Below are 25,622 nucleotides of genomic sequence, written 5' to 3' on the forward strand. Positions count from 1 at the left end.
CGGTGGCTCAGCCCCTGGTGAGGCGGAGGGCGCGGATGCCGGGCATCGGCAGGTCGAGGGTGACCGAGAGCGAACCGCCGGAGTCGGCGGTGACGGTGCCGCCGTCCTCCTCGAACAGCTCGTCGGCGGCCCGGAGTTCGCTCCACTGCCGCTCGTTCGGCCAGTCGCTGTGTCCGCCGTCCATGGCGTCCCAGACGGCCTTGATGTTGGAGTGCTTCTCGTCCACGCGCCGCACCGTCACCGAGTAGCTCGCGCCCGGCGTCAGTCCGTTGACCTCGACGACCGCGTTGCGGCCCAGTGAGGGGGCGCCGTCGATCTTCGTCTGGTCCAGCGTGCCGTTCCAGCACAGGACGTCGACGCCGGCGGCGTCGTCCGTCCGCGTCGCGAGGGACTCCACCAGCGCCTCGGCGCCGTCGCCGGTGACCGCCGCGGGGATACGGCCGCCCTCCAGCTGCGAGAGCATCCGCAGCGCCCAGAAGCGCGGCTTGCGCAGATTGCCCACCGTCAGCAGCCCGAAGCCGCCGTGGAAGAGCTTCGGGGGCCTGCCCAGCTCCTCGAAGTGGTCGGTGGCGACCCAGTAGGCAAGCGCGTCGGTCGAGGCCAGCGCGCTCTTCATGCCGCGGAGCACGAACGGGGCCGAGAAGACGGAGTCGCTGACGCGGTGGAAGTGCGTGGGCGTCACGCCCCACTCCGTCCACAGGATCTCCGGCTCGGGCCTGCCCGTGGCGTCCGCGTACGAGCGCGTCTCGGGACGGAAGTCCAGCGGCGCGTTGCCGTAGGTGTGCGTCGAGACGAAGTCGACGGGCACGTCCCGCTCACGGCAGTGCTCCAGCAGCGGCCCCACCCACTTCGCCGCCGCCGAGCCGGGGCCGCCGACCCGGATGCGCGGGTCGACGCTCTTCACGGCGCGCGCGGCCGTCTCGTACAGCAGGTGGTACTGGGCCTGCGTGCCGTTCCAGAAGACCTCCAGGTTGGCCTCGTTCCAGACCTCGAACTCCCAGCCGGCGACCTCGTCCGCGCCGTAGCGCTCCCGCAGGTGCACCGTCAGGGCACGGCACAGCTCGCCCCACCGGTCCCAGCTGCGCGGCACGGACGCGATGCCCTTGTACTCGAAGATGGTGTATTCGGGATCGAGCGCCAGCTCGGCGGGCATGAAGGAGAGTTCGACGACGGGCTTGAGGCCGGTGGCCAGGAAGCGGTCGTAGACCTCGTCGATGCCGGAGAAGTCGAAGGAGCCGTCCTCGCGGACGCTCACGCACTCGGGCAGGAACGTGCCGTGTGCCCGTACGGTGCGCACGCCCAGCTCGTCGCGGACGATGCCGAGCGCCTCTGCGTACTCCTTAGCGACGTCCGCGCCGCCCGGTCCGGGTTCGTCCCACACCAGCATCGACAGGTGCTCCGCGCCGATCATCCGGTTCCACACGGGCGGAAGCGGGACCGGCGTCGCGGCGGCGTCGACCGTGACGGTGACGGCCGGCGGCTGTGTGCCGGGTGCCCTGGGGCAGCCGCGCACCGGCTCGCCGGTGAGCGCGCCGGGGCCGGAGTCCGTCCAGGAGGCGACCTTGTACCAGTAGCCCCGGCCGGCCTCGACGAGCGAGTCGGCGTACGGCGGTGCAGGCACCGCCAGCACGTCGCCGCCGCGGTGGTCCAGCGGTTCGTACGGGCCGTCCACGGTGTCGGCGCGGTGCACGAGGTAACCGAGCGCGCCCTCCACAGGCTGCCAGTCGAGAAGCACGTGGCCGGTGCCGTCCTCGGAGCGCAGCCCCTTCGGCGCGGGCAGGCGCGCGGTGCCGGTCAGACTGGGGGCACCACCCGGCGAAGCCAGGGGGAGGTCGCTGGGAAGGCCGATGCGCTGCTCCCAGTCGAGTCGAGCGGCGTTCTTCTCGGTCATGTGGGGGTCACCTCTCGATGGATGCGCATACACGGACTCTTCGGCCGTGCGGCCTGCGATCGGTCGTACGGGTCCTGCGGGTCGTACGGGTCCTGCGGTCGGTCGTGCGGAACTGCGGTTTCCGCGGGCCTACTTGAGGCCCGCGGTGGCTATGCCCTGCGTGAAGTAGCGCTGCAGCAGGATGAAGACGAGCAGGACGGGCAGCACGACCAGGAACGCGCCCGCCATCAGCACCCCGTTGGAGCCGTTGGTCTTCGTCGGGTCGATGGCGAAGGTGGCCAGCGCAACCGGAAGCGTGTACTTCTCCGGGTCGTTGGTGGCCACCAGCGGCCAGAGGAAGTTGTTCCAGGACTGCAGGAACGTGAAGATGGCGAGCGTCGCCAGGGCCGGCTTGACCAGCGGCATCGCGATCCGCCAGAAGATGAACCACTCGCCGGCGCCGTCGATGCGGGCCGCCTCCAGCAGCTCGTCCGGAATGGCGGTCATGAACTGGCGCATGAGGAAGACGCCGAACGCCCCGGCCGCGAACGGCAGGACGAGCGCCGCATAGGAGTCGATCAGGCCCATCTTGCTGACCATCACGAACATCGGCATCAGCATCAGGTTCCCCGGCACCATCAGCGCGCACATCACCAGCGCGAACACCGGCCGCTTGCCTGCGAAGTTCAGCTTCGCCAGCGCGTAGCCGAGCATCGAGCAGAAGACCAGGTTGCAGACCGTGACGAGGACCGCGACCAGGGTGGAGTTGAAGAAGTGGCTGCCGATGTCGAGCAGCTTGACCAGCTTCTCGAAGTGGATCAGCGTCCACTCGTCCGGGATCCACACCGTCGGGCTGGCGCCCAGGTCCTTCTCCGACTTGAACGCGGACAGCGCCATCCACAGGAACGGCGCGATCATCACGATCATCCCGGTCCACAGGACGCCCAGGAGGAGCCTGCGTCGGGTGGCCTCGCCCTTGTGCAGGCGGGGCGCGGTCTCGGTCGCGTGGGCGGGCGCGGTCATTTCGTCTTGTCCTTCAGCAGACGGAGCTGGAGCAGGGTGACCGCGAGAATGACCGTGAACAGCACGTACGCCATCGCGCTCGCATAGCCCATGTGGAAGAACCTGAAGCCCTCGTGGTACATGTCCAGCGATACGGTCAGCGTCGCGTTGTCAGGTCCGCCCTCGGTCATCACGAACGGCTCTTCGAAGACGTTGAGGAAGCCGATGGTCGTCATGACGCTGACGTAGAGCATCGTCGGACGCAGCAGCGGCACCGTGATCCTGCGGAACTCCTGCCACACCCCGGCGCCGTCCAGCCGTGCCGCCTCCCGGACCTCTGCGGGGATGCCCTGGAGACCCGCGAGGAAGAGGACCATCGCCGTGCCGAGGTTGCGCCAGGCGGCCATCACGATCAGGGACGGCATCGCCAGGGCCTTCGAGCCGAGGAAGTCGGGTGAGCTCAGACCCACTTCGGAGGCCAGGTTCGAGATGAGCCCGTCCGCCGGGTCCAGCACGAAGCGCCACACGACGGCCACCGCGACGATGCTGGTGACGACGGGCGCGTAGAAGCCGACGCGGAAGAAGGTCCGCAGCCGGCCGACCCCCCGGTTGAGCAGCACCGCGGCGAACAGCCCGGCGCCGACGGTGAGCGGCACTCCCACGATCACGAAGTAGGACGTGTTGAACAGGGACGTCAGGAACCGCTCGTCGTCCACGAGTTTCGTGTAGTTCTCCAGGCCGATGAACTCGGTGGAGAAGGGATCGGCGACGTTCCGGAGTCCGAAGTCGGTGAAGCTCATCACGAACGTCGCGACGATCGGCACCGCCATGAACGTCAGGAACAGCACCAGGAAGGGAGTGGAGAACAGCCACCCGGGGCCGTTCTGCACGCTGAGCCGGTCCCGCCGGAGCTTCGGCCCCCGTTTCCGGCCCGGCGAGGATCCGGCCCCGGCCCCGGACCGCACCTTCGAGGTGCGGTCCGGGACCCCCCGCCGGGATGGGGTCGTGGTCGCCATCCGGTCAGCCCACCAGGCCCTCGGTCGCCTTCTGCATCCAGGCAGCGGCCTTCTTCGGGGACTCGCCCTTCTGGGAGACGCGCGCCACACCTTCGTCGATCTTGGCGGAGAACTCCTCCCACTTGGCGAGGGGCGGGACCGTCTTGGCGGTCTTGAGCTGCTTCTCGAAGGCGTCCAGCTGCTCGGGCGCGTTCTTCAGCGCGGGCTCGTCCCAGGCGGCCTCCTTGGCCGGCAGGGACTTGGCGATCTCGTACCAGTGGGCCTGCTGCTCGGTGCTGGTGAGGTACTTCGTGAACTCCTTCGCGGCGGCCTTGTGCTCGCTGTCCTTGAAGGTGACGAGGCTGGCGCCGCCCACCCAGGAGGTGCTCGACTCGCCGGCGGGCAGCGGGGCGGTGGCGTACTTGCCCTTCAGCTGCGGCTGCTGGTCCTTGATGTTGTTCACGATCCAGGGGCCGGAGATGAACATCGGGGCGTCACCGGAGCCGAAGTCCTTGACCACGTCGTAGTCGGGCGGCGAGCTCTTCCTGGACAGACCCTGGTCGAAGTAGGCCGCGTACTCCTCGAGCGCCTTGACGGACTCCGGGGAGTCGAGCGCGGGCTTGCCGGAACTGTCGAGCAGCTCACCGCCGGCCGAGAAGAGGAAGGGAACCCAGGTCTGCCAGGTGCCGATGTTGGCGGGCTGGTTGTACGTGCCCCACTTGGTCTTCGCCTTGTCCTTGTAGGCCTCGGCGAGGTCCATCTGGTCCTTCCAGGTGGCCGGTGGCTTGTCCACCCCTGCCTTCTCCGCCAGGTCGGTGCGGTAGTAGAGGGCGCGGGTGTCGACGTACCAGGGGACTCCGTAGGCCTCGCCGTCCTTCACGCCGCCGTTCCAGGCCGCGGGGAAGTAGTCGTCCTTCTTGAAGGTCTTCTGGTCCACCGTGTCCAGCGCGTCGAGCTCGATGAATTCACCGAGCATCGTGCTGCCCATCTGGGCCATGTCGGGCAGCTCACCGGCGGCGACGGCGGAGACCAGCTTCTGGTGCACGACGTCCCAGCCGACCGGTGTGACCTTGACGGTTATGTTGGGGTGCTTCTTGTTGAATTCCTTACCGAGCTTGGCCAGGTGCTTGCCCTCCTCACCCATGCCCCAGACGGTGAGGGTCTGCTTGTCCTTGGCCGAGGTCTGCTCGCCGCCGCCGCTGCCGCAGGCGGAGAGCAGCAGCGCGAGGGCGGTCGTTGCCGCGGTGGCGGCGGCGATGCGTGGTATGGGCTGCATGGAGGGTCTCCTCCTCGTATGCGGAGCGTTGCGGTGACGCGTTCACCTGCCGGTTCTCAGGGGACGGGAGACCGGACTGGGGTGTAAGCGCATACATACTCTGTGAGCGACTGCCCGGGCGTGCAAGAGTCGCGTGTATTACGACTGTGTAACGGAAGGCCCGCCCACGGTGTCGCCGGGACCCGCCGGCCCCGCGGGACCGCCGCCCGGCCCGAGGCTCCCGCCGAAGGGCCCGCTCACGGCCGCGGCGCCGTCGCGGGGCGGGCACCCGCAGCTCGACCGCCGCACCACCGAGACCGGAAGCACCTGCGAGACCGGCTCCCTCGTACGGTCCTCCAGCCGCGCCACCAGCAGTTCCACCGCTTCCTCGCCGATCCGCCGCATCGGCTGCCGTACGGTCGTCAGCGCCGGCGCCACCAGCCGTCCGAGCGGAATCCCGTCGAAGCCCACCACCGCGAGGTCCTCCGGGACGCGCACCCCGCGCCTGCGGAGCTCCGAGAGCGCGCCGACCGCCATCTGGTCGTTGGCGAAGGCCACCGCCTCGGGCAGCTCGCCTCCGCGGTCGAGCAGCTGCGCGACGGCCTCCTCGCCCTCGCCCTGCGTCAGCCCGGTCCGTACGCCGGGGCGCTCGGGGACCGGCAGGCCCGCCTCGAGATGCGCCGCCTGGAAGCCGCGGAAGCGGGCCTCGCCGTCGGGGGAGTCCTCCGCGGTACCGGCGAAGGCGAGCCGGGTCAGGCCGTGATCGGCGATGAGGTGCCTGGTCAGGGCGAGTTCGCCGTCGAAGTTCGCGACTTCCACGTGGTCGAGATGATCCAGCGGGGCGTCCTCGCGCGGGCCCGCGAGCATCACGACAGGCAGCCGCCGGGAGATGACTTCCAGCTCCTCGGTGGGGACGGTGCGGGCCAGTACCGCGAAACCGTCCACGCGCCCCGCGACGTCGGCGACGAGACTCTTGGGGCCCTCGGCGAGGGACGCGGCGATCAGCAGGGCGTAGCCGTGGCGGCGGGCCGCGCGCTCCATGCCGCGGATTATCTCGTCGGAGTACAGCATCAGTTCGGCGTCGTCGCCGTAGTCGGAGTCCGGGTCCTCGGCGTCCGGGTCGGCGTAGTCGGGGAAGCACAGGCCCAGCACGCGGGTGTTGCGGCTGGCCAGGCCCCGTGCGTTGCCGCTCGGCACGTAGCCGAGTTCGCGGGCGGCCTCCAGGACCTTCTCCCGCGTACCGGCACGCACCGAATCCGGGGCCCGGTAAACTCGCGAAACCGTCGCGATCGAGACGCCTGCTTGTCCGGCGACGTCGTACACGGTGGGAGCATTCACGCGACCATGCTCTCCTGCCTTGCTCAGGCCGTGGAGGCCGCTGGGTTGAAAGCGCATTCATCGTACGTCGCCCACGGAACCGGCGGCAAGAAGCCCCCGGCTCACCGGCCGCCGCTCACGCCCCCGTGCACGGCCCTGTTCGCGGCTCTCGGAACTCCCTCGCGGCTTCGCCGGCCCTCCGTCCGGGCCCAAGTCGCCCGCGCGGGGCCTGATTTCGGCCACCGTTCGCGGCCGCCCGCGCCCCTGTGGCCACACCTGGGGGTGCTCCCGCACCCGCCTGCGGGGCCACGGGCGCCGCGATCCGCGCGGCTACTTCGGGTAACCCCAGCTCGTACGGCCCTGCTCAGGGGTGCCGGGCTGTGGCGGCGCGCGCCGGACACCGGGCCGTGAGGCGGCGGCGCGGATCCAAGGCCGGGCGTTCGGCGGAAAGTTGTCTGCGCGAAACCTTGCCGTACAGGGCCGGTGTCCATAACCTGACTCGCCAGTAACTCTTCCGCACAGCAGGGTCTCCTTCTGTGCGATCCCCCCTCGCACCACGCATGTGCTTCACATCCCCCACGCAACGGTCACCACGCCATTCTTTTTCACAAGGGGACACACCATGAAGGATGCGCACGGCAGAAAGCTGACGGGACGCACGAGTTGGCGGAGATTCGCCGTACTGTGCGTGCCGGGCGTCGCCGCCACCGCAGCGCTGGCGATAGCACTGGCGAACGGGGCGCTCGCCGCGTCGTTCGCCGTATCGGGACAGCAGTTCAAGGTCTCCGCGTCCAGCCTGGACGGTGACGGCTTCGCGCAGTACGGCAGCGTGGACCGCAACGCGAGGGGCAAGCTGATCCCCGTCGCCGTCACCGCCATCAAGACGGCGGAGATGAACAACCTGTGCCAGTCGGTCGTCACGGACCTGCCGGTGATCGGCAGCATCTCGCTGAACCTCACCGCCGGTACGGGCAAGAAGCCGGTGCAGGCGACCGACCTCTTCGTCGACGCCACACAGCTCTCCGGCAACGCATCCTTCAACAAGATCGAGATCGGACGCGACGCCTCCACTCTCGACAAGGGCCCCAAGGGCGGCCAGGGCCTGCAGGACCTGTTCGGACAGCAGGCCGACGACGTGCACATCACGAAGCTCAAGCAGACCGCGTGGGCCACCAACGCCGGCAAGTTCAGGCTCAGCAACCTGAGCATGAAGGTGAACAAGGGCACCAAGGAATGCTTCTGATCTGGCGCCGGTGGCGCGGATGGCGCCGTGGCCGGCCGTTCTGGGGCGGGCTGCTCACCGTCATCGCGGGTGTGGAGATCGGTGTGCTGCCACTGGCACCGATGAAGGTGATGCTGCATCAGGGGACGGCCGGCATCCCGTCGGTCGTCCTGGCGGCGATCATCGTCGTACTGGGACTCAGCGGCTGGTTCACACCCCAGTTCCGAGCGCTCGCGGGCATCATCACGGTGATGCTCGCGGCGGCGGCGCTGGTGCTGTCGAACCTGGGCGGGTTCATGATCGGCACCCTTCTGGGCGTCGTCGGGGGCGCGTTGATGTTCGCGTGGCGCCCGGTGCCCGCACCGCCTCCGGACGGACCCGGTGGCGGGGACGGAGACGGCACGGCATCGGAAGGGGCGCCCCCGGCACAGCCGGCCGCCTTCCGCTCCGAGGCACCAGAGCCCTCCCGTACGGCCGCGACAGCCGCGACGGCGGGCGCGTCGTCCGGTGCCGCGGCCGACGTGACCGGTACCCCGGACGCCTCCCGCGGCTCCGTCACCACCGGCAAGCCCGACTCCTCCGAGTCGTCCCTCGCGGCGGCCTTCGGGGTCGACGACGAACCCTTCCCCTCTCCCCGCGGCACCAAGGGGCCGCAAGGGCGGGACTGAGCGCACGAGTGCCATCGCATCCCCTGCACGACCCCCATGTATGCAGCGAAGGAGCCTCATGATGAGCACGCGATCCCTGCACTCACCGTCCTTACGGGCCGCCGTCACCGCGGCCACTGCCGCCGCCGCACTCCTGCTGGCGGGTTCCGCACACGCGCAGCCCGCCGCAGGACCGGCGGCGGCCGGACCGACGACCGTCACCCCCGCCGGTCACGACTACGCCGCGAAGCTCGCCGGCGACGCCACCTTCACCGCCGGATCGGTGACCGTGACCTGCACCGTCTCCGAAGCCGCCGGCAAGATCCCGGCCGAGCCCGGCAACCACAACGACGCGGGCCCCGTGGAGTCCGCCGTCGGGGCGCCGACGTACGACTCCTGCACCACCAGCCTCCCGGGCGTCGAGGCGTCGGTGACGACCAGCGGCGAGTGGACGGTGTCCATGCAGCACGGCGACCCGAGCACCGCCGGACTCACCATGCCCACGGGCGGATTCGTCCTGAAGACCAGCGGCCTCGCCGAATGCACCGTGACCGCCGCGCCCGACGAGGCGGCCACCGCCACCGGCGACTGGGCCAACGGATCACCCTCGACGCTCACTTTCGACGCCACCCAGGTGCCCGTGAAGGTCGAAGGCGGCTTCGGCTGCCCGACCAGCGCCACGAGCTCCGAGTTCAGCGCCGTCTACGAGATCACCGACACCACCGACCCCGGTGCGGACGTGGCCGTCAACTCCTGACCACGGTCAGGCGGTTCGGTTCGGAACGCCCTTCCCCGGCTCCTCCCGGGGACCGGTCCTCCCCCCACTCGCTGAGGGACCTCAGGGTTCACGCCGCCGAGCCGCCGCGTGGAAAGACGGCCTTCCGGCCTCCGGCCCTCTTCGCCTCCCTGCGGGGCGCGGAGGGCCAGAGGCATGTGCGGGAACGGCGGCTTCTCTGCCCCGTCCTGGGCTCAGGGGTTGCCGGGGCCGCCCGTGGCACCGTTTCCCGTGCTACCGGGCCTCGTCCTCGTCCTGCTCGTCGTAGCCCTCTCCCTCTTCGCCTTCCTCGTCCTCGCCCTCGTCGTCGAACTCCTCGTCGCCGTCCTCGCGTTCGCGGCGGCGCCCGCCGTCCCCGTCCGCGTCCCCGTCGTCCTCTTCCATGTACCGCTCGTCCTCGTCCTCCTCGTCGGCGAGCGCGTCCTCGTGGCTGCGTACGACTTCGCCCTCGCGGATCTCGCCGCGCCAGCCCTCCGGGACCTCCTGGACGCCGAGCGTCACGTACCGCTGGAAGTGCTTGAGGTCGAGACGGAGCCTGCGGCCCTGGGCACGCCACAGATTGCCCGTCTTCTCGAGGAATCCGCCGGGGGTGTATTCGACGACGACCACGACCCGCGTGAGGTCCGGGGCCAGTTCGTGGAACGACACGGCGCCGTGCGTCTTCGTCTCGCCCTTGGTCTCCCAGACGACGCGCTTGTCGGGCACCTGCTCGAGCACAGTGGCCTGCCAACTGCGTTTGGACGGCCCGACCTTGAGCGTCCAGTCGGAGACGACTTCGTCGTCGTCCGAACGCGACGCCTCGACCACGCCCTTCATGAAGCTGCTGAACTCCTCGAACTCCGTCCAGTGGTCGTACACCCGGCGGAGCGGCAGGCCCACATCCATCGTCTCGACGATGTTGGTGACCTTCTTCTCACCCGCCTTGCCGCCTCCACCGAAGAGTTCCTTCGTCTTCTCGGCGACCTTGTCCTTGACGCCCTTCACGGCCTGCTCCCCGGCTGCCTTCACCGGGGACTCTCCCCCCAGCACCTTCGCGACGGGCTTCGCCAGCGCACCGCCGTCACCCGCCCCCGACACGGCCTTCTCCGCGAGCTCGCCGGTCTTCTTCCCGGCGGAGCTGACGACGTTGTTGGCCTTCGCGAGCAGGTAGTTGGAGAGCTCCTCGCGCACACGGTCGAGCCCCGAGCCTCCGGAGCCCTCCGTGCTGCTGCCCTTCACCTTCGTGTCCGGCATGGCTCTACCTCCGACGGGACGACTCGGCAGGCGGCTTCTTCCGGCCGGCGCTCTTCTTGGCTGTCTTCTTCGGAGGCGCCTTCTTCGCCGTCTTCTTCGCGGCCGCGGACGATCCGTCCGACTCACGCCGCGACTCGCGACGCGGTCTGCGGGGCCGGGCGCGCTTCTCCGCCGTACGCGAACCGCCGCGCCCCGCCTCCTCCTGGCCTGCTTCCTCCCCGCCCTCCTCCGCCCCCGGCTCCGCGTCGGGCTGCTGCACCTCGTCGAGGACCTCGGTCAGCGATTTCGTCCGGTCGGCCAGCGCGTCGGCGAAGTTTCCGAGCCGCCTGTCCGCGGCGGCCTTGAGGGCTTCCCGCCCGACGCTCAGCACCTCCCCGCGCACCTGCTCGACGAGCTTCGCGAGCTGAGGCGATTCACCGAGCTTCCCCGCGCCCGCGGCGAGGAGCTCCTGCGGCTTTGCCTGCAGCCTCTTGCTCACGAGGTATGCGGCGACCGCCATCGCGAGCTTCGCTTTGCGGCGCCTGCCCAGGAGGTAGCCGGCGGCGACGCTCGCGGCCAGAGCCGCCTTCGTGCTCTCGCTCATGCGTACCCATCCCGTCCTGCTCCGCGCCGTACGTACGGTGCCGGGGGCCGGTGACAAACAGAGGACCTCATGCCTACATGAGCGCACGGCAGCCCCGGCGGCGCTCGTCCGGCTGAGCTGCACGGGTGGCGGCAGGCCGGTGTCCGCCCAGGCGCCCTGCCCCCCCGGCAGGGACTGTCGGGAGGTGCCAAGAGTCCGGAATTCGCCGGAACACTGAGTGGTCGCGGCGATACCGTCTGTCTGTGCGCCGCCGGCCTCGGTGGATCACCGGACCGCTCGAAGGACAGGAGCTTGCCAATGCCCACGACCTGCCCCCGCTGCGGAATGGGATCAGCCGAGTCCGACCGCTGCGTGAGCTGTGGCCGGGAGCTGTACCGGCTCGCGAACACCCCCCGCAGGCCCACGCCTTGGCCCACCTGGATGCTGCCCGGCGGTGAGCAGGTGCGGCGGACCGTCATCCCGTCGGCGGTGATCCTTTTCGCGGCCGCGGCGGTGTCCGTCGGTCTCATGGACGGCGGTGAGGGTCAGAACCGCGAAGGCACGCCGGCACCGCAGGAGGGGGCGAGCCTTCCGGAGAACAGGATCATCCCGGCCCCTTCGACGAGCGCCACCCCCTCACCGACACCCACCTCCGCCCCGCCGTCCAGGACGCCTCCGCCCGCCCGGACGCAGCCGCCGCCCACGAGCTCCGCGCCGGCGGCCTCGTCATCCCCGTTACCGCTCTCCGAGGCCCTTGAGCCCGAGATCCGCCGCATGGTCGAGGAGCGCCGCCGCGCCTTCGGCGAAAGGTACGGAGTCCACGGCACCGACGGCACGGACGGGACCGGCGGATGGCAGAACGGATGGCCGCGCTGACATCAGCGTGACGGGACGGGGTCCCACTGCCGAACGGCGCCCGCCCGGGGTGAGTTGACACCGCGAAGGGATTCACCCGGCGGTAACCGGACGCCCCGACTCCGGCAGATCCCGGGCCCTGTCACCGATCCGTCCGCGGGACTCCGCCGCCGTGCGTGAACTGCGAAAACGTCGTCCTCTACGGGCGTAGAGAACGACGTTCGAATGCGCCCCCGGCAGGACTCGAACCTGCGGCCAAGCGCTTAGAAGGCGCCTGCTCTATCCACTGAGCTACGGGGGCCGGTCTCGGTCGCGGAGGAGTGGGCGTGCCTCCGGGTGACCCTGGCGCGGTCAAGGATAGGGGTCCCCGTGGCTGGCGCTGCGTGCTTCACGTCCGCGACACCATGTGGAGGTTCAGTGAAGCGCTCCCGATAATCGCAGGCCGGTGCGATTCGTGCAGCGGTTTTCGCCGTGAGTCGTACGGGTGTTGCTCAGTCGTTATGGCTGCGCCGGCCGGGACGGGCTCGACCTGTGGGTCACATGGTGCGAATGGCTCTATTCACGCCCGAAACCGATTGTTTTCGTCCCGCAGAGCCGTGGATACGCTTCAAAAAGCACAGAAATTTGGGCATTCTGCGCATGTGGCGATCTTGAACGTACGGCCTGAACTGCTCGACGCACTCTCGGCGCTCCGCGATGGCGTCGCCGCCGCACGGTTTCCGTTGCCTCTTCCGAGTGCCGAACGTGCCCGGCGTTCACGGGACGAACTCCTCGCTCAGCTCGACGACTACCTCATGCCACGCCTGCGCGCGCCCAAGGCGCCGCTGCTCGCGGTCGTCGGCGGCTCCACGGGCGCGGGCAAGTCGACACTCGTCAACTCGCTTGTGGGGCGCAGGGTCAGCGAAGCCGGAGTTCTGCGCCCGACGACGCGTACACCCGTACTCGTGTGCCATCCCGAGGACGAGCGCTGGTTCGCCGGACAGCGCGTACTGCCCCGCCTCAGCCGCGTGTGGATGCCGCGTCAGGACGTGCACACGGGCGAGCCCGACGACGGTGTGCAGGGGTGCGCGGCCGATGAGCTGCTCGGGGACGGGGACGGGCAGGAAGAGGAGCACGGGGAGCGCCGGCTGCGCATCGAGACCGACACCGCGCTCCCGCCGGGACTCGCCCTGCTGGACGCCCCGGACATCGACTCCCTGGTCGCCTCCAACCGCGACCTGGCGGCCGAACTGCTGTGCGCCGCCGACATCTGGGTCCTGGTGACGACCGCCGCACGTTACGCGGACGCCGTGCCCTGGCATCTGCTGCGCACGGCGAGGGAGTACGACGTGACACTCGTCACCGTTCTGGACCGCGTGCCGCACCAGATCGCCTCCGACGTGGCCCGCCAGTACGGATCGCTGCTCATCCGCGAGGGCCTTGCCGACGTCCCGCGCTTCACCGTTCCCGAACTGCCGGAATCCGCGGGCGGATCGGGACTCCTGCCGGCGACCGCCGTGGCCGGGCTGCGCAACTGGCTGACGCAGCGCGCGCTCGACCCGGCGGCGCGTGCCGTGGCCGGCCGCCGAACCGCCGCGGGGGCGCTCGCCTCGCTGCGCTCCCGGGTCGCGTCGCTCGCCAACGCATCGGCGGCGCAGCACGCCGCGGCACTGCGGCTGACGGGGCACATCGAAGAGGCGTACGAGGAGGCGAGGGTGCGAGTGCGCCGGCACATCGCGGTCGGCGAGCTCCTCGCCGGCGACGCCGACGCGCTCTGGCGCGGATTCCCCGTCGACAGCCGTGGTGAGGAAGTGCTGGACGCCTTCGAGGCCGGGCTGACCACGCTGCTCGCCTCCTCGGTCGCCGCCGCCGACGAACGCGTGGCCGAGATGTGGCGGCGCGACCCCGCGTCGCCCGGCGCGGAGATCGCGGACATCGCCACCGGGCAGGCGGGGCAGGGCAGTCGGGCCGGCCGGGACGCCGCAGACGGACGCGGCCGGATGAACCTGCTGGTACGGCGCTGGCGGCGTTGCCTGGAGGAGCTGACCGACGAGGAGGCGCGCGCCGTCGACCACGGGTTCGGACGTGACGCCGAGGAGGCCGCCGCGATGCTGGCTGCCGCCCTTGTGGGCGGGGGGCACGCCGCGGGCGCGTACCGCGCCCTCGCCAACGCCTTCGGTGAGCCGAGCGCGCGGCGGCTGCGTGAGTGCGGCATCCGGCTGCTGGCGACGTACGTGGAACGGGCGCTGTACGGGGAGCGCGACCGGCGCCTGGCGCCGCTGGACGCGCTGGAGACCGCACCGGACCCGCAGGTCGATCTGATCGCTGCGCTGTCGGTGCTCCGCAAGGCGGAGGCGGAGGCCCTGTCGGGGCCCGGAGCAAGGAAGTTGTCGCAGTCGCAGTCGCAGTCGCAGTCGCAGATGGAGAGGTGACCGCAGTGTCCACAGCGGATGTCCGGACCGACGGCACGTGCGATGAGGAACAGGCCCCTCCGGCTGCCCGCGGCACGGATCGCGGCGGTGAGCCGGGCCCGTCCGGCGCAGGCGAGCTCGGCGACGGCACCGGCACGAGCGCCGGCGCCGATGACGCCCTGGACCCCGGTGAGACCGGTGAGGCCGGCGAGGAGAGCGCATGGGACGACGGACTGATCGCCCGCCGCGCCCGCGGAGCGGCGGCGTCCGGTGAGCGTCAGGGACGGTCGAGGGCCTCGGAGCTGTGGGGAGCGGACCCGCAGCCGCATGTGCCGGACGGCGAACTGACGGACCTACGGACCGGCGCCGCACGTCACGCCGGAACCGGCTCGGGTGCCGGCGCCGGCGTGGGCACACGAGCCCAAGGCCCGTCCCTGGGACGGAAGTTGCCGGACCAGCCCATGACCGGCTGGCCGATGAGCGACGCGCACGCCCCGGAGCCGTACGAGAACGAGGCGTTCGGCGAGGGGAACGTGCTGGGACGCCGCGTGGTCGCACTGCGCAGACTTGTCGACCTGTCGAGAACACGACTCCCGAGGCCGCTGCTCGCGGAGGCCGACCGCGTGCTGGACGCTGCCGACGCGCGTGAGCGCCTCTCCCGGCGGTACACGACGGTGGCGATCGCCGGCGCCACGGGAAGTGGCAAGTCCTCGCTCTTCAACGCCCTCGCCGGAACGCGGCTTTCGCAGGCGGGCATGCGCAGGCCGACGACCGCCACACCCATCGCCTGCTCGTGGGAGGTGCCGGGCGGTGGCCCGGCCGACGGACTCCTCGACCGGCTCGGCATCCCTGCGTCCACGCGGCGTCTGATGCGCCCGGAGTCCGACTGGAGAGGGCGGATCGACGAGGGGGCACGCAGCGAGCTGGAAGGGCTCGTCCTCATCGACCTTCCCGACCACGACTCGGCGGCGGACGGCCACCGTGAGCAGGTCGAACGGCTGCTGCGGCTGGTCGACGCGGTCGTATGGGTGGTCGACCCCGAGAAGTACGCCGACGCGGTGCTGCACGAGCGTTACCTGCGTCCGCTGGCCGGATACGCCGAGGTGACCTTCGTCGTCCTCAACCAGACCGACCGGCTGCCGGGTGACGCGACGGGGGCCGTGCTCAACGACCTGCGGCGGCTCCTGGACGAGGACGGGATGGCGCTGGGCGAGCACGGGGAACCGGGCGCGCGCGTACTGGCGACCTCCGCGCTCGTGGGGGAGGGGATCGACGAACTGCGCACGGAGCTCGCCGGGTTCGTGGCCGAACAGCGGGCCGCTTCGCTGCGGCTGAACGCCGATCTGGACGTGCTGGTGGAGCGGCTGCGGCCCGCGTACGCGACGACGGGGCCGGCGGAGGCCGAGAACGCCCCGACGGGACTCACCGAGGACGTGCGGGAGGACTTCGCCGCCCGGCTGGCGCGCGCAGCGGGCGCCGTGGCCGCGGGACAGGCCGCCGAGCGAGCCTGGCTGCGGCACGCGGAGCGGGCCTGCGGTACGCCGTGGGCGCAGCTGCAGCACTGGCACGACGAACGGCGCTCGCGCAAGGACGCGGCGGTGGGCGCGGAGGCCGGGAGCGCAGGCCGGCCAGGCGCCGGGCCCGACGCCGGGCCCGGTGACGTCACCGTCGACGCGTCCAGTGGGACGTACGGGGACGGCGGTGGGCCCGGCGGGTTCGAGGAGGACGGCGCCGGGGTCGCGGCGATGCCCGCGGAGTCCGACCCGTCAGGCGACCGCCCGCGTGTGGCGCGGCCGGCGGTTGCGCACGCGGTGCGCACCGTGGTGGACCAGGCGGCCGCGGGGCTGCCGGAGGCGTGGCGCAGGTCGGTGAGGGACGCCGCCTGGCGTGGGGCCGCCGGGCTGCCGGAGGCGCTGGACGAGGTGCTGCGGGACGGCTCGGAGACCGGTGCGGAGACGGATGGAAGGAGCCGCGCGGAGGGGAGCCGGGGAGCGGTGGCCGGGCGCGCGGCACCGCCGCGCCGCCCGTTCTGGTGGAACCTCGCGCTGGCCGGGCAACTGGTGCTGCTGGTCCTCCAGTTGGCCGGCGCCGGGTGTGTGCTGGGGGCGGCGCTCGGGGTGAACCTCGTCGCGGAGTGGGTCGGAGTGGCACTCCTCATCGGGGGTGTCCTGGGCGGTTCGCTGCTGGCGTGGGGCTGCAGATTCGCCGCCCGCGGGCCCGCCGCCGAGCACGGGCGCCGGGAGGAGCGGCGGCTGAGGCGGCTCGTCTCGGGGTGCGGGCAGGTGCACGTACTGGAGCCGGTCGCCGCTGAGCTGCTGCGCTACCGGGAGGTGCGTGAGCAGTACGTGATCGCGGCGGGGGACGCTCCGGCGTCGTAGCGCGCACTGCTCGAACCCCTCGTCCGGGTGGCCGAGTTGTCCACAGCCACTTGGTTGTCCCCAGAAATCCCCAGCTCAGCGCGGTGTTCCGCGATTCGGTGGAAGCTGAGTTCACGCGGCACGCAGCGTGCGGCTGCCGGACCTGAGGGGGAGCGATGAACGAGACGCATGTGACGGTCGTGGGGAACGTCGCGACGCGGGTCGAGTTCAGAACGACGGCGTCCGGGGTGCCGCTGGCGCGGTTCCGGCTCGCCAGCACGGTGCGGCGCTACGACCAGCAGGAGCGGGCCTGGTCGGACGCCGGCACGAGTTTCTACACGGTGTGGGCCCGGCGGGGGCTCGCCGAGAACGTGGCCTCTTCGGTGATGGTCGGTGAACCGGTCATCGTCACCGGCCAGTTCCGCGTCCAGGAGTCCGGCCGCGACGGGCAGCACTACGTCTCCGCGGAGCTCTCGGCTTCGGCCGTCGGGCACGATCTCTCGCGCGGCACCTCGGCCTTCGTCCGGGTGTCGCCCGCGCGGCGGGGTCTGGTGGGCGGACGCAGTGGCGACGGCGCTGCCGAGGCTCTCCCCGGAGCGGAGCCGGCGGGTGCGGGCGCCGGTGCCGGGAAGGGCGCGGGCGGGGGAGCGGAGGGCAAGATTCCAGGTCAGTCGGCCGGGCCTTGATCGTCCCGGTCCGCCGGATTCGCCGATAACGATTGTGAGTCGGAACGCTTGCAGGGCTGGATCGGCGGGGATCGAGGCGCATCCCGCTCCTTACGATCCCCGGCGTGGCTGACGGGGGTTCAGCGCGTGGCGGCGGGACAGCACGACGCGACCGTCCGGTCATCCCGGTGACCGCTCAACTGTCGTGCCTGTGCCGCCCGGAGGGGAATTTCATGAAGCTTGTCCGCGGGGCCGTGACCGTCATGGGCGGGCACGTGGCCGCACTTGCGGTGCGACGTGTCGTTGCCGCGCTGTCCGCCACCGTTCTGCTCGCCGCGGGAGTCGCCGCCACGGCCACACCTGCCGCCGCCGCGGCGAGAGTTGACGAGGAGTCACGGCAGGGCGGCGCCCTGGCCACGCTGGAAGGCCTCAAGACCTACGGGCAGGCCGTGGTCCATGAGGGCGGCGAGAAGCTGACCACCGGCGCCGGGCTCTTCGAGATGGCCGTCGACGGAGGCGGCAGGCTGCAGACGTACGGCCTCGACGTGGACAACCCGATCCAGCAGCACGCGCGTTACGGCGAGACCGACTGGGGCCGCACCTCGCTGCACGACAACCCGGACGCCGGCAAGATCCTCTGGATACTGCGGCACTCCTACCCGCAGGTGGACGACCTGCAGGGGCTCGCGAAATCGGCGCGGTCGGGGAAGCTCTCGCCGCGGACGGCCGCGGCAGGCACGCAGGTGGCGATATGGCGCTTCACGGACGGCCGCGGATCCGGGCGGGGCGGCGGTGTCCGCGTGAGCGCGGCCGACCCCGCCGCCGAGAAGCTCGCCGACCATCTGCAGCGCTCCGCGCGGCGCATGGCGGAGCCGGACGCGTCGCTGTCCCTCGGGCCCGAGGCGCTCTCCCGGAAGGACGGCGGCCGGCTCGGCCCCTTCACGGTGCGTACCGGGGCACCCCGCGTCACCGTCTCGCACTCGCCCGTTCCCGCGGCGCCGGGTGCGCGGATCGTCGGCGGCGACGGCAAGCCGGTGACCTCGGTACGGGACGGCGCGCGGCTCTACTTCGACGTGCCGGAGGAGGAGCGGCGCGCCGGTGAGGGCTCGCTGACCGTGCAGGCGGCCACGAAGGTCCCGGTGGGGCGTGCCTTCACGGGTGTGGGCGGCCACGCCGCGAGTCAGGCACAGATACTCGCCGGTTCCAGCCAGTCGGCCGTCTCCGCGACGGCGACGCTCAGCTGGGCGCGTAACGGGGCGATACCCGCTGTGAAGGCGGAGAAGAACTGCGCCCGGGAGGGTGTGAGCTTCACCGTCACCAACGCAGGCAACCGCCCGCTCCGCTTCCGTCTCGGCGGCAAGGCGCACACCGTGCCGGCGACGGGCAGCAGGACGTACACGGTGCCGGTGCGGGAGGACCAGGCGTACCGCATTCCGCTCTCGGGCCCGCGCGGTCTGCGGAAGCACTTCACGGGTGTGCTGGACTGCGCCACCAGGAGCGCGGTACCCGCCGTGGCCGCGGACGAGGACGCCGAAGGCGCTCCGCAGCTCCGTACGGCCACGGTGGGCGGCGCTCAGGCGGGCGCGGAGACGGGCGAGGGCGGTGACCTGGCGGAGACCGGTACGGGCAGCACCCCGGTGATCGCCGGCACAGCGGTCGGCCTGGTGGTGCTCGGCGCGATGGCCGTGCTCGCGGTGCGCAGGAAGAATCCGGACGACACCGGCGTTCACGGAGTGTGAGACGGCGCTTCGCCCTCCCCCTGCCTTCCGTGGGAGGCAGGGGGGTTCGCATGCGTCGATGCGCCCTCGTCCGCCCCGTTTCGGGGTCCGGGCGAGTGTGCGGCAAGATGGGTGTCGTCTGCCCATGCGGCGAGGCCGCGCCCCGAAACCTACTGACTGCCGGACGGTTCCTCTTGGCTGAGTACATCTACACCCTTCGCAAGGCGCGCAAGGCGCACGGAGACAAGGTGATCCTCGACGACGTCACCCTGAGCTTCCTGCCCGGCGCGAAGATCGGTGTCGTGGGGCCGAACGGCGCGGGCAAGTCGACGGTGCTGCGCATCATGGCCGGGCTCGACCACCCCTCCAACGGAGACGCGCAGCTCACACCCGGCAACACCGTCGGCATCCTGCTCCAGGAGCCGCCACTGGACGAGTCGAAGACCGTCCTGGAGAACGTCGAGGCCGGGGTCGCGGAGACCAAGGCCAAGCTCGACCGGTTCAACGCCATCGCCGAGCAGATGGCGACCGAGTACACCGACGAGCTCATGGAGGAGATGGGCAAGCTCCAGGAGCAGCTCGACCACTCGAACGCCTGGGACCTGGAATCGCAGCTGGAGCAGGCCATGGACGCCCTGGGCTGCCCGCCCGGCGAATGGCCCGTCACCAACCTCTCCGGCGGTGAGAAGCGCCGCGTCGCGCTGTGCAAGCTGCTGCTCGAACAGCCCGATCTGCTCCTCCTCGACGAGCCCACCAACCACCTGGACGCCGAGTCCGTCCAGTGGCTGGAGCAGCACCTCGCGCAGTACCCCGGCACAGTCGTCGCCATCACCCACGACAGGTACTTCCTCGACAACGTCGCCGGCTGGATCATGGAGCTGGACCGCGGCCGTGCCATCGGCTACGAGGGCAACTACTCCACCTACCTGGAGAAGAAGCAGTCCCGCCTGAAGGTCGAGGGCCAGAAGGACGCCAAGCGCGCCAAGCGGCTCAAGGACGAGCTGGAGTGGGTCCGTTCCAACGCGAAGGGACGGCAGGCCAAGTCCCGTGCGAGGCTGACCCGCTACGAGGAGATGGCCGCCGAGGCCGAGAAGACCCGGAAGCTGGACTTCGAGGAGATCCAGATCCCGCCGGGCCCGCGCCTGGGCAACGTCGTCGTGGAGGTCGAGCACCTCAGCAAGGGCTTCGGCGAGAAGCTCCTCATCGACGACCTCTCCTTCACGCTTCCGCGCAACGGCATCGTCGGCGTGATCGGACCGAACGGCGCAGGCAAGACGACGCTGTTCAAGATGATCCAGGGCCTGGAGGAGCCGGACTCCGGCGTCATCAAGGTGGGTGACTCCGTCAAGATCTCCTACGTCGACCAGAGCCGGGCGAACATCGACGGCAAGAAGACGCTGTGGGCCGTCGTCTCCGACGAACTGGACTACATCAACGTCGGCCAGGTCGAAATGCCCTCCCGCGCCTACGTGTCGGCGTTCGGCTTCAAGGGCCCGGACCAGCAGAAGCCGGCGGGCGTCCTCTCCGGCGGTGAGCGCAACCGGCTGAACCTGGCGCTGACGCTCAAGCAGGGCGGCAACCTGCTCCTGCTCGACGAGCCGACCAACGACCTCGACGTGGAGACGCTCTCCTCGCTGGAGAACGCGCTGCTGGACTTCCCGGGCTGCGCCGTGGTCGTCTCCCACGACCGCTGGTTCCTGGACCGCGTAGCCACGCACATCCTCGCCTACGAGGGCGAGTCCAAGTGGTTCTGGTTCGAGGGGAACTTCGAGGCGTACGAGAAGAACAAGATCGAGCGGCTGGGCCCGGACGCCGCGCGCCCGCACCGCGCCACGTACAAGAAGCTCACCCGCGGCTGAGGCAGGCTGATCGGTTCACGTGCGTCATACATACCGGTGCCCCCTGCGCTGGTCGGACATGGACGCCTACGGGCACGTCAACAACGTCGTCCACCTCCGTTATCTGGAGGAGGCGCGGATCGACTTCATGTTCCGGCTGGCGGGGGAGGCCGCGGACGCGTCCCCCACGGACCCGGCGCCGTTCAAGGCCGGCTGCGTGGTGGCACGGCACGAGATCGACTACCTGCGGCCGCTCTTCCACCGGTACGAGCCGGTCACGGTCGACATCTGGGTGACGAAGCTCAACGCGGCGTCGGCCACGCTCGCGTACGAGATCAAGGACGCGGCGACGGTCTACGTACGGGCGGAGACCGTCATCGTCCCCTACGACCTGGAGAAGGAGCACCCGCGGCGGCTCACCCCCGGCGAACGGGCGTTCCTGGAGGACTACTTCGATGACAGCGCGGCAGCGCCTCGTATTCGCTGACCCGGGAGAGGCCGCGGGGCTCGACGCCTTTTTGCGTCGGCTGCTGCGCTGGGAGAAGGCCGCCGCCGTCCGCATCCAGGCGGGCGCCGGCACCGGTGCCGTGGGCGTATTCGCCAAGCCCGCGCGCTTCGACGTCCTGGCCGTACGGACGGCACGGCTGCTGGAGCCCGCCGAGGTCGACGTCACCGTCTCGGCCGGCGAACTCCTCGAAGGCATCGACGAGTCGGCCGAAGCCTTCACGGTGCCCGGCGCCGTGACGGGTCCGCCGTGGGCCGGCATGCTGCCCCCGCGCGGCGGCTGGGAGGCGTTCGGCGAGGTCCCCGCGGACGCCGTGCGGACGGTCGCAGCCGCGGCCATCGGTGAATTCCGCCAGCGCGCCGAGCAGCTGGGCCGGCAGGAGCGCAGCCGCGAGAAGCTGGACGCGCTCGCCGAGGAGATCTGGTCCCGGCCGCTGGGCAGGACGCAGCTGCCGCTGCGCGCGGCGCACGCCGCACATGCCTTGGGATTCCTCGTGGGTGAGGCCCCGCTGAAGCTGCTCCGGTCCGGTTCCTGGTTGCGGCTTCGCACGCAGGCCGGTTCGGTGGTGGTTCGGAGCGGCTCCGAGAAGGGGCCGGGGCTGAGCGTCACCCCGGTGTGATCCCGGCGGTCCGCACGGTTCTCCGGCTCTGCGTCTCCGGCTCTGCGCCTCTGCAGCTCTCGGCGGTGCCGCAGGCGGCGGTTGTTCACGTGCTCGGTGAACCGGGCGCTCAGTCCGGTGAGTTGACCATGGAACCGGCCGCGTACACGAGGTAGTGCCACAGCTGCCGTTCGTGCTCGGGCGCGAGGCCGAGGCTGTCGACGGCGTCCCGCATGTGCTTCAGCCAGGCGTCGTGCGCGGCACGGTCGACCTTGAACGGCACGTGACGCATGCGCAGTCGGGGGTGCCCGCGTTGGTCGCTGTAGGTGCGGGGGCCGCCCCAGTACTGGATGAGGAAGAGCGTCAGCCTTTCCTCGGCGGGGCCGAGATCCTCCTCCGGGTACATGGGGCGCAGCACTGGATCTTCGGCGACACCCTGGTAGAAGCGGTGCACCAGGCGCCGGAAGGTCTCCTCGCCCCCGACCTGCTCGTAGAAGGTCTGCGTCTGCAAGCTGCCGCGCGGAATCTCCATCACGCCTCCCATGGTCGCAGATGCGTCCGCGACGTCATCAGGCGTCGTACGAGCGACCGGGGGAGGCACGCTCCGGTGGCACGCCGCATGCCGGGAGACCGCCGCGTCCGCAGGCCCCGGTGGGACCAGTCCCACGCGGCGAGCCCCACGCGGCGGGCGGTCCGGGTGCCGTCCCGGCCGGTGAACGGGACGACCGGCGGTCGGCGCTGTCCGGGCGAGCGCGGGCCGCCGCGACACGGACCGGCCATCGCTCACATCCCCGGTCTCCGGCGCCCGGGCCGGAGGGCCTGCGTCCGGCCCCGGCAGCAGGGCGGCGCGGGTGCTCAGGCCGGGAGCGAGGACCTCGCCGGCCGGGCCCGGCCCGGCCCGGACCGGAGCCGGGGGCGCGCTGCCCGGGCCGCGCACCCCCGGCGGAGCCGGACTACGCGTCGTCCCAGCGGAAGAGCCGGGAGGCGATCAGCGTGACCACCGCTGCGAAGCCCAGCAGCCCGCCCATCACCGGCAGCGCCGCGCCCCAGCTCTCGCCCCTGCTCAGTACGGCCTGCATCGCCTCCGCGAGGTGGGTGAGAGGCAGGTAGTCGGAGACGGTACGCACCCAGGGCGGTGCGATCTCCAGAGGGAAGAACGACCCGGACAGGAACGCCATGGGCAGGACGATGATCTGCGCGAGCCCGTTCGCCGCCTCCTCCGTCTTCGCCCACGAGCCTATGAGCAGCCCGATCGACATGAAGGCCAGCGTGCCGCAGGCGACCAGCGGGAGGCAGAGCCACCAGTTCCCCGACAGCTGCAGCCCGTAGTAGGGGAGGGTGGCCAGGCCGATGAAGATGGCGGTCTGCGCGAACGCGAGTGCCAGGTTCACGCCGACGCGCGCGCCGATCACCGAACCCGGGCCCACCGGGGCCAGCCACAGCCGCCGCAGGATCCGCTTCTTCCGCCAGCTAACGAGGTTGAACGCCGAGCCGAAGACCCCGCCCATGGCGACGGCCCAGCTCAGCAGCCCCGGAGTGAGGAACTGTATGGGCTTGACCGACCTGTCCTCGACGCGTTCCGCGGTCAGCCGGTAGGCGGGAGGCTCTCCCGTCGCCTTCTGATTGGCCTGCTGGACCACGGAGTCGACGAGGCCGCGCACGTTGCCCGAGCGGACCGAGTCGGCGGCGGAGTAGCGCAGAGCGATCTCGCCCTCGCCGTCCTGGAAGACGGCGGCGTCGGTATCGCCCTCCCGCACCTTCTTCAGCGCTGCGGCCTTCGCGGCGGCCGAGCCGTCCGTCTTCTCGATGCTCAGCACGTCGCGCAGCTGCGCGCGTTCCGCGTCGGGGATGTCGTCGAGAATCCTGACGTCGCCGACCTGGACGATCTTCGCCTGTGCCGTGGAGTCGTTGGCGAAGAGGGCGCCGAAGAGCGCGAGGAACATCAGGGGGAAGACCAGCATGAAGAAGACGGCGGCCCGGTCCCGCAGGAGCCCGAGCGCCATGGCCCTGGACAGGCTGACGAAGCTCTTCATTCGCGGTATTCCCTCCCCGTGAGCTGGAGGAAGACGTCCTCCAGCGACCGCACCCCCAGCTCCTCGACCAGCTGCGCCGGGGCGCCGACGCGCAGTATCCGTCCGTGGTCCATGACGGCCACGCGGTCGCAGAGCGTCTCCGCCTCGTCCATGTAGTGCGTCGTCAGTACGACGGTGCGGCCCTCGGAGTTGATCGTGCGGAGCAGATCCCACAGGTTCCGCCTGGCCTGAGGGTCAAGACCCGTCGTGGGCTCGTCCAGGAAGACCAGCTCGGGGTCGTGCACGAGCGCGCAGGCTATCGAGAGCCGCTGCGCCTGACCGCCCGAGAGCTTGTTCTCGCGTGTGCCGCGCTTGTCGGTCAGACCGACGGTCTCGAGCATCTGGTCCGCGCGTGCACCGGGGACGCCGTACAGGGACGCGAAGGTGTGTATCTGTTCGCGGGCGCTGAGCCGCTCGAAGAACGCCGACGCCTGCAGCTGCACGCCTATCCGGTGCAGCAGGGCCGGATTCCGCGGCCAGGACGCCTCACCCAGCAGACGGGCGGTGCCCGTGTCCGGCTCCCTGAGCCCTTCGATGATCTCCAGCGTGGTGGTCTTGCCCGCCCCGTTGGGACCGAGGATGCCGAAGAACTCGCCCCGCTCCACCTCCAGGGAGACGCCGTCGACGGCCTGGGTCTCCCCGTAGCGCTTGCGCAGCCCCTCGGCTGTGATCGCTTTGTCGGTCATGGCGGGAGGCTATCGGCGGAAGGTCACCTTCAGGCCTCGCGGGCGGCGCCACCTGGCAGCACAGTGGAGGCATGCCAGCTGTTTCGGATCTTGTGCGGCAGATCGTCGCCGCCGGTTCGCTCACCGATCCCGCGTGGCAGGCCGCCTTCGCCGAGGTACCGCGTGAACTCTTCGTGCCGTACTACTACGTCCCCGCTTCCGGCGGCGGTCAGGAGCGGCTGTGGCGGGAGGATCCCGACCCTGAGCGCCGGCGCCGCTGGCTCGACGGGGTGTACGAGGACGTACCGCTGGCCACGCGAGTGCGCGACGGCGAACTGATCTCCTCCAGCAGCCAGCCCTCCCTCATGGCGCGGATGCTGGAGGCCCTGGACGTACGGGACGGCATGCGCGTGCTGGAGATCGGCACCGGCTCCGGCTACAACGCCGCCCTGCTCGCGCACCGCCTGGGCGGGACGCGGGTGACCAGCGTCGACCTCGACCCCGGCATCACCGACGCCGCCCGCGAGCACCTGGCCGCCGCGGGGTACCGGCCGAGGGTGGTGACGGGGGACGGTGCGCTGGGCGTCCCGGCGTACGCGCCCTATGACCGCGTCATCGCGACGTGCGCGCTGTCCGCCGTGCCGGCCGCCTGGCTCACGCAGTGCGTGCCCGGTGCGCTGGTTCTCGCGCCGGTGGGCACCGGCCTGGTGGCGCTGCGCGTGGACGGGCCACGGGACGGCGAGGGCCGGTTCCTTCCGACGCCCGCCTTCTTCGTACCGCTCCGCGGGGGGCGTGCGGCGGGGGCCGTGGCGCAGCAGGCGGCGGCCTCGCGCGGGGTTCCGCGCCACGCGCAGCGGCAGGACTCCTTCCACTTCCTCTCCGGCCTCGCCGGGGGTTCGGCCGAGCCGCACGAGGTGTACGAGCTGTGGCGCGGCGCAGGCCGTCCACCCCGTGAGCGCTACGGGGTGACCGTCAGGGACGGCGTGCAGTGGGCCTGGCTCGACGATCCGGACGGGCCGCACACCTGGGAACTCGACGGGGACTGAGGCCACAGAAAATGAGTCTTCTTCGGATGTGAACT

Annotated in this window: 22 protein-coding genes and 1 tRNA gene; 12 read left to right on the forward strand and 11 right to left on the reverse strand. The window is 71.1% G+C overall.

Going from position 1 to position 25,622, the window contains the following annotated elements:
* Nucleotides 1-7: 7 nt before the first annotated feature.
* The 5 genes from AN215_RS16385 to AN215_RS16405 all read right to left on the reverse strand — a co-directional run bounded on the left by AN215_RS16385 (nt 8) and on the right by AN215_RS16405 (nt 6,460).
* A complete protein-coding gene (locus AN215_RS16385) occupies nt 8-1,891 on the reverse strand; it encodes a GH39 family glycosyl hydrolase (RefSeq protein WP_079123112.1) in 1,884 nt (627 codons plus the stop codon).
* Between the two features lie 129 nt (nt 1,892-2,020).
* Nucleotides 2,021-2,797: a carbohydrate ABC transporter permease gene (locus AN215_RS16390; RefSeq protein ID WP_420856237.1), complete on the reverse strand. Its 777-nt coding sequence runs from the start codon at nt 2,795-2,797 to the stop codon at nt 2,021-2,023.
* Between the two features lie 92 nt (nt 2,798-2,889).
* Nucleotides 2,890-3,888 carry a carbohydrate ABC transporter permease gene (locus AN215_RS16395; RefSeq protein WP_070013723.1) on the reverse strand — a complete coding sequence of 333 codons (999 nt, stop codon included), beginning with the start codon at nt 3,886-3,888 and terminating at the stop codon, nt 2,890-2,892.
* A gap of 4 nt (nt 3,889-3,892) precedes the next feature.
* Entirely contained in the window at nt 3,893-5,143 is a 1,251-nt protein-coding gene (locus AN215_RS16400; protein ID WP_070013724.1) for a sugar ABC transporter substrate-binding protein, read from the reverse strand.
* A gap of 138 nt (nt 5,144-5,281) precedes the next feature.
* On the reverse strand, nt 5,282-6,460 hold the full coding sequence (locus AN215_RS16405) for a LacI family DNA-binding transcriptional regulator (protein ID WP_245694526.1): 1,179 nt from the start codon (nt 6,458-6,460) through the stop codon (nt 5,282-5,284).
* 601 nt (nt 6,461-7,061) lie between these two features.
* Between AN215_RS16405 and AN215_RS16410 the strand changes: the two genes are divergently transcribed.
* The 3 genes from AN215_RS16410 to AN215_RS16420 all read left to right on the forward strand — a co-directional run bounded on the left by AN215_RS16410 (nt 7,062) and on the right by AN215_RS16420 (nt 9,065).
* Entirely contained in the window at nt 7,062-7,682 is a 621-nt protein-coding gene (locus tag AN215_RS16410; protein ID WP_070013725.1) for a DUF6230 family protein, read from the forward strand.
* Nucleotides 7,673-8,329, forward strand: coding sequence for a DUF6114 domain-containing protein (locus tag AN215_RS30085; protein WP_070013726.1), 657 nt, complete (start codon nt 7,673-7,675; stop codon nt 8,327-8,329). Before AN215_RS16410 ends, AN215_RS30085 begins: the two co-directional genes overlap by 10 nt.
* A gap of 61 nt (nt 8,330-8,390) precedes the next feature.
* On the forward strand, nt 8,391-9,065 hold the full coding sequence (locus AN215_RS16420) for a hypothetical protein (RefSeq protein WP_079123242.1): 675 nt from the start codon (nt 8,391-8,393) through the stop codon (nt 9,063-9,065).
* A 252-nt stretch (nt 9,066-9,317) separates the two neighbouring features.
* On the opposite strand, the gene AN215_RS16425 is transcribed toward AN215_RS16420, so the two are convergent.
* Together AN215_RS16425 and AN215_RS16430 are read right to left on the reverse strand one after the other, a co-directional pair.
* Nucleotides 9,318-10,316, reverse strand: coding sequence for an SRPBCC family protein (locus AN215_RS16425; protein ID WP_070013728.1), 999 nt, complete (start codon nt 10,314-10,316; stop codon nt 9,318-9,320).
* 4 nt (nt 10,317-10,320) lie between these two features.
* Nucleotides 10,321-10,899: a hypothetical protein gene (locus tag AN215_RS16430; RefSeq protein ID WP_070013729.1), complete on the reverse strand. Its 579-nt coding sequence runs from the start codon at nt 10,897-10,899 to the stop codon at nt 10,321-10,323.
* Nucleotides 10,900-11,196: 297 nt separating this feature from the next.
* On the opposite strand from AN215_RS16430, the gene AN215_RS16435 reads away from it, so the two are divergent.
* Nucleotides 11,197-11,754 (forward strand): hypothetical protein, encoded by a 558-nt coding sequence (locus AN215_RS16435; RefSeq protein WP_139140752.1) that lies wholly within the window; start codon nt 11,197-11,199, stop codon nt 11,752-11,754.
* Nucleotides 11,755-11,961: 207 nt separating this feature from the next.
* Here AN215_RS16435 and AN215_RS16440 read toward each other — a convergent pair.
* A tRNA-Arg gene (locus AN215_RS16440) sits at nt 11,962-12,034 on the reverse strand.
* A gap of 340 nt (nt 12,035-12,374) precedes the next feature.
* Between AN215_RS16440 and AN215_RS16445 the strand changes: the two genes are divergently transcribed.
* The 7 genes from AN215_RS16445 to AN215_RS16475 all read left to right on the forward strand — a co-directional run bounded on the left by AN215_RS16445 (nt 12,375) and on the right by AN215_RS16475 (nt 21,825).
* Complete coding sequence (locus tag AN215_RS16445) at nt 12,375-14,144, forward strand: dynamin family protein (protein WP_070013731.1); 1,770 nt, start codon at nt 12,375-12,377, stop codon at nt 14,142-14,144.
* A gap of 5 nt (nt 14,145-14,149) precedes the next feature.
* Nucleotides 14,150-16,501 carry a GTPase gene (locus tag AN215_RS16450; RefSeq protein WP_245694528.1) on the forward strand — a complete coding sequence of 784 codons (2,352 nt, stop codon included), beginning with the start codon at nt 14,150-14,152 and terminating at the stop codon, nt 16,499-16,501.
* 155 nt (nt 16,502-16,656) lie between these two features.
* Nucleotides 16,657-17,166, forward strand: coding sequence for a single-stranded DNA-binding protein (locus AN215_RS16455; protein WP_070013732.1), 510 nt, complete (start codon nt 16,657-16,659; stop codon nt 17,164-17,166).
* A 212-nt stretch (nt 17,167-17,378) separates the two neighbouring features.
* On the forward strand, nt 17,379-18,884 hold the full coding sequence (locus AN215_RS16460; protein ID WP_245694530.1) for a thioester domain-containing protein: 1,506 nt from the start codon (nt 17,379-17,381) through the stop codon (nt 18,882-18,884).
* A gap of 173 nt (nt 18,885-19,057) precedes the next feature.
* The gene (gene ettA / locus AN215_RS16465) at nt 19,058-20,722 is read left to right on the forward strand and encodes an energy-dependent translational throttle protein EttA (RefSeq protein WP_070013733.1); all 1,665 of its coding nucleotides are present in this window, start codon (nt 19,058-19,060) and stop codon (nt 20,720-20,722) included.
* A gap of 19 nt (nt 20,723-20,741) precedes the next feature.
* On the forward strand, nt 20,742-21,188 hold the full coding sequence (locus AN215_RS16470; RefSeq protein ID WP_338057928.1) for an acyl-CoA thioesterase: 447 nt from the start codon (nt 20,742-20,744) through the stop codon (nt 21,186-21,188).
* Entirely contained in the window at nt 21,157-21,825 is a 669-nt protein-coding gene (locus AN215_RS16475; protein WP_070013735.1) for a DUF8010 domain-containing protein, read from the forward strand. Before AN215_RS16470 ends, AN215_RS16475 begins: the two co-directional genes overlap by 32 nt.
* A gap of 109 nt (nt 21,826-21,934) precedes the next feature.
* Here the strand turns inward: AN215_RS16475 and AN215_RS16480 are convergent, their stop codons facing one another.
* From AN215_RS16480 to AN215_RS16490, 3 genes are all read right to left on the reverse strand, one after another.
* Nucleotides 21,935-22,348 carry a globin gene (locus AN215_RS16480; RefSeq protein WP_070013736.1) on the reverse strand — a complete coding sequence of 138 codons (414 nt, stop codon included), beginning with the start codon at nt 22,346-22,348 and terminating at the stop codon, nt 21,935-21,937.
* A 409-nt stretch (nt 22,349-22,757) separates the two neighbouring features.
* On the reverse strand, nt 22,758-23,837 hold the full coding sequence (locus AN215_RS16485) for an ABC transporter permease (protein ID WP_070013737.1): 1,080 nt from the start codon (nt 23,835-23,837) through the stop codon (nt 22,758-22,760).
* Complete coding sequence (locus AN215_RS16490) at nt 23,834-24,562, reverse strand: ABC transporter ATP-binding protein (protein ID WP_070013738.1); 729 nt, start codon at nt 24,560-24,562, stop codon at nt 23,834-23,836. The genes AN215_RS16485 and AN215_RS16490 overlap by 4 nt, the downstream gene beginning before the upstream one ends.
* A 71-nt stretch (nt 24,563-24,633) precedes the next feature.
* Here AN215_RS16490 and AN215_RS16495 point away from each other — a divergent pair, with 71 nt between their 5' ends.
* A complete protein-coding gene (locus AN215_RS16495; RefSeq protein WP_070013739.1) occupies nt 24,634-25,587 on the forward strand; it encodes a methyltransferase domain-containing protein in 954 nt (317 codons plus the stop codon).
* The last annotated feature ends 35 nt before the right edge of the window (nt 25,588-25,622 follow it).

Origin of the sequence: Streptomyces abyssalis (genome assembly GCF_001751365.1) — a bacterium.
GTDB classification, from domain to species: domain Bacteria; phylum Actinomycetota; class Actinomycetes; order Streptomycetales; family Streptomycetaceae; genus Streptomyces; species Streptomyces abyssalis.

Coding starts and splice junctions, on each gene's coding strand:
- AN215_RS16385 (WP_079123112.1), bottom strand. CDS start 1,891: ATGACCGAGAAGAACGCCGCTCGACTCGACTGGGAGCAGCGCATCGGC.
- AN215_RS16390 (WP_420856237.1), bottom strand. CDS start 2,797: ATGATCGTGATGATCGCGCCGTTCCTGTGGATGGCGCTGTCCGCGTTC.
- AN215_RS16395 (WP_070013723.1), bottom strand. CDS start 3,888: ATGGCGACCACGACCCCATCCCGGCGGGGGGTCCCGGACCGCACCTCG.
- AN215_RS16400 (WP_070013724.1), bottom strand. CDS start 5,143: ATGCAGCCCATACCACGCATCGCCGCCGCCACCGCGGCAACGACCGCC.
- AN215_RS16410 (WP_070013725.1), top strand. CDS start 7,062: ATGAAGGATGCGCACGGCAGAAAGCTGACGGGACGCACGAGTTGGCGG.
- AN215_RS30085 (WP_070013726.1), top strand. CDS start 7,673: ATGCTTCTGATCTGGCGCCGGTGGCGCGGATGGCGCCGTGGCCGGCCG.
- AN215_RS16420 (WP_079123242.1), top strand. CDS start 8,391: ATGAGCACGCGATCCCTGCACTCACCGTCCTTACGGGCCGCCGTCACC.
- AN215_RS16425 (WP_070013728.1), bottom strand. CDS start 10,316: ATGCCGGACACGAAGGTGAAGGGCAGCAGCACGGAGGGCTCCGGAGGC.
- AN215_RS16430 (WP_070013729.1), bottom strand. CDS start 10,899: ATGAGCGAGAGCACGAAGGCGGCTCTGGCCGCGAGCGTCGCCGCCGGC.
- AN215_RS16435 (WP_139140752.1), top strand. CDS start 11,197: ATGCCCACGACCTGCCCCCGCTGCGGAATGGGATCAGCCGAGTCCGAC.
- AN215_RS16455 (WP_070013732.1), top strand. CDS start 16,657: ATGAACGAGACGCATGTGACGGTCGTGGGGAACGTCGCGACGCGGGTC.
- AN215_RS16460 (WP_245694530.1), top strand. CDS start 17,379: ATGAAGCTTGTCCGCGGGGCCGTGACCGTCATGGGCGGGCACGTGGCC.
- AN215_RS16475 (WP_070013735.1), top strand. CDS start 21,157: ATGACAGCGCGGCAGCGCCTCGTATTCGCTGACCCGGGAGAGGCCGCG.
- AN215_RS16480 (WP_070013736.1), bottom strand. CDS start 22,348: ATGGGAGGCGTGATGGAGATTCCGCGCGGCAGCTTGCAGACGCAGACC.
- AN215_RS16485 (WP_070013737.1), bottom strand. CDS start 23,837: ATGAAGAGCTTCGTCAGCCTGTCCAGGGCCATGGCGCTCGGGCTCCTG.
- AN215_RS16490 (WP_070013738.1), bottom strand. CDS start 24,562: ATGACCGACAAAGCGATCACAGCCGAGGGGCTGCGCAAGCGCTACGGG.
- AN215_RS16495 (WP_070013739.1), top strand. CDS start 24,634: ATGCCAGCTGTTTCGGATCTTGTGCGGCAGATCGTCGCCGCCGGTTCG.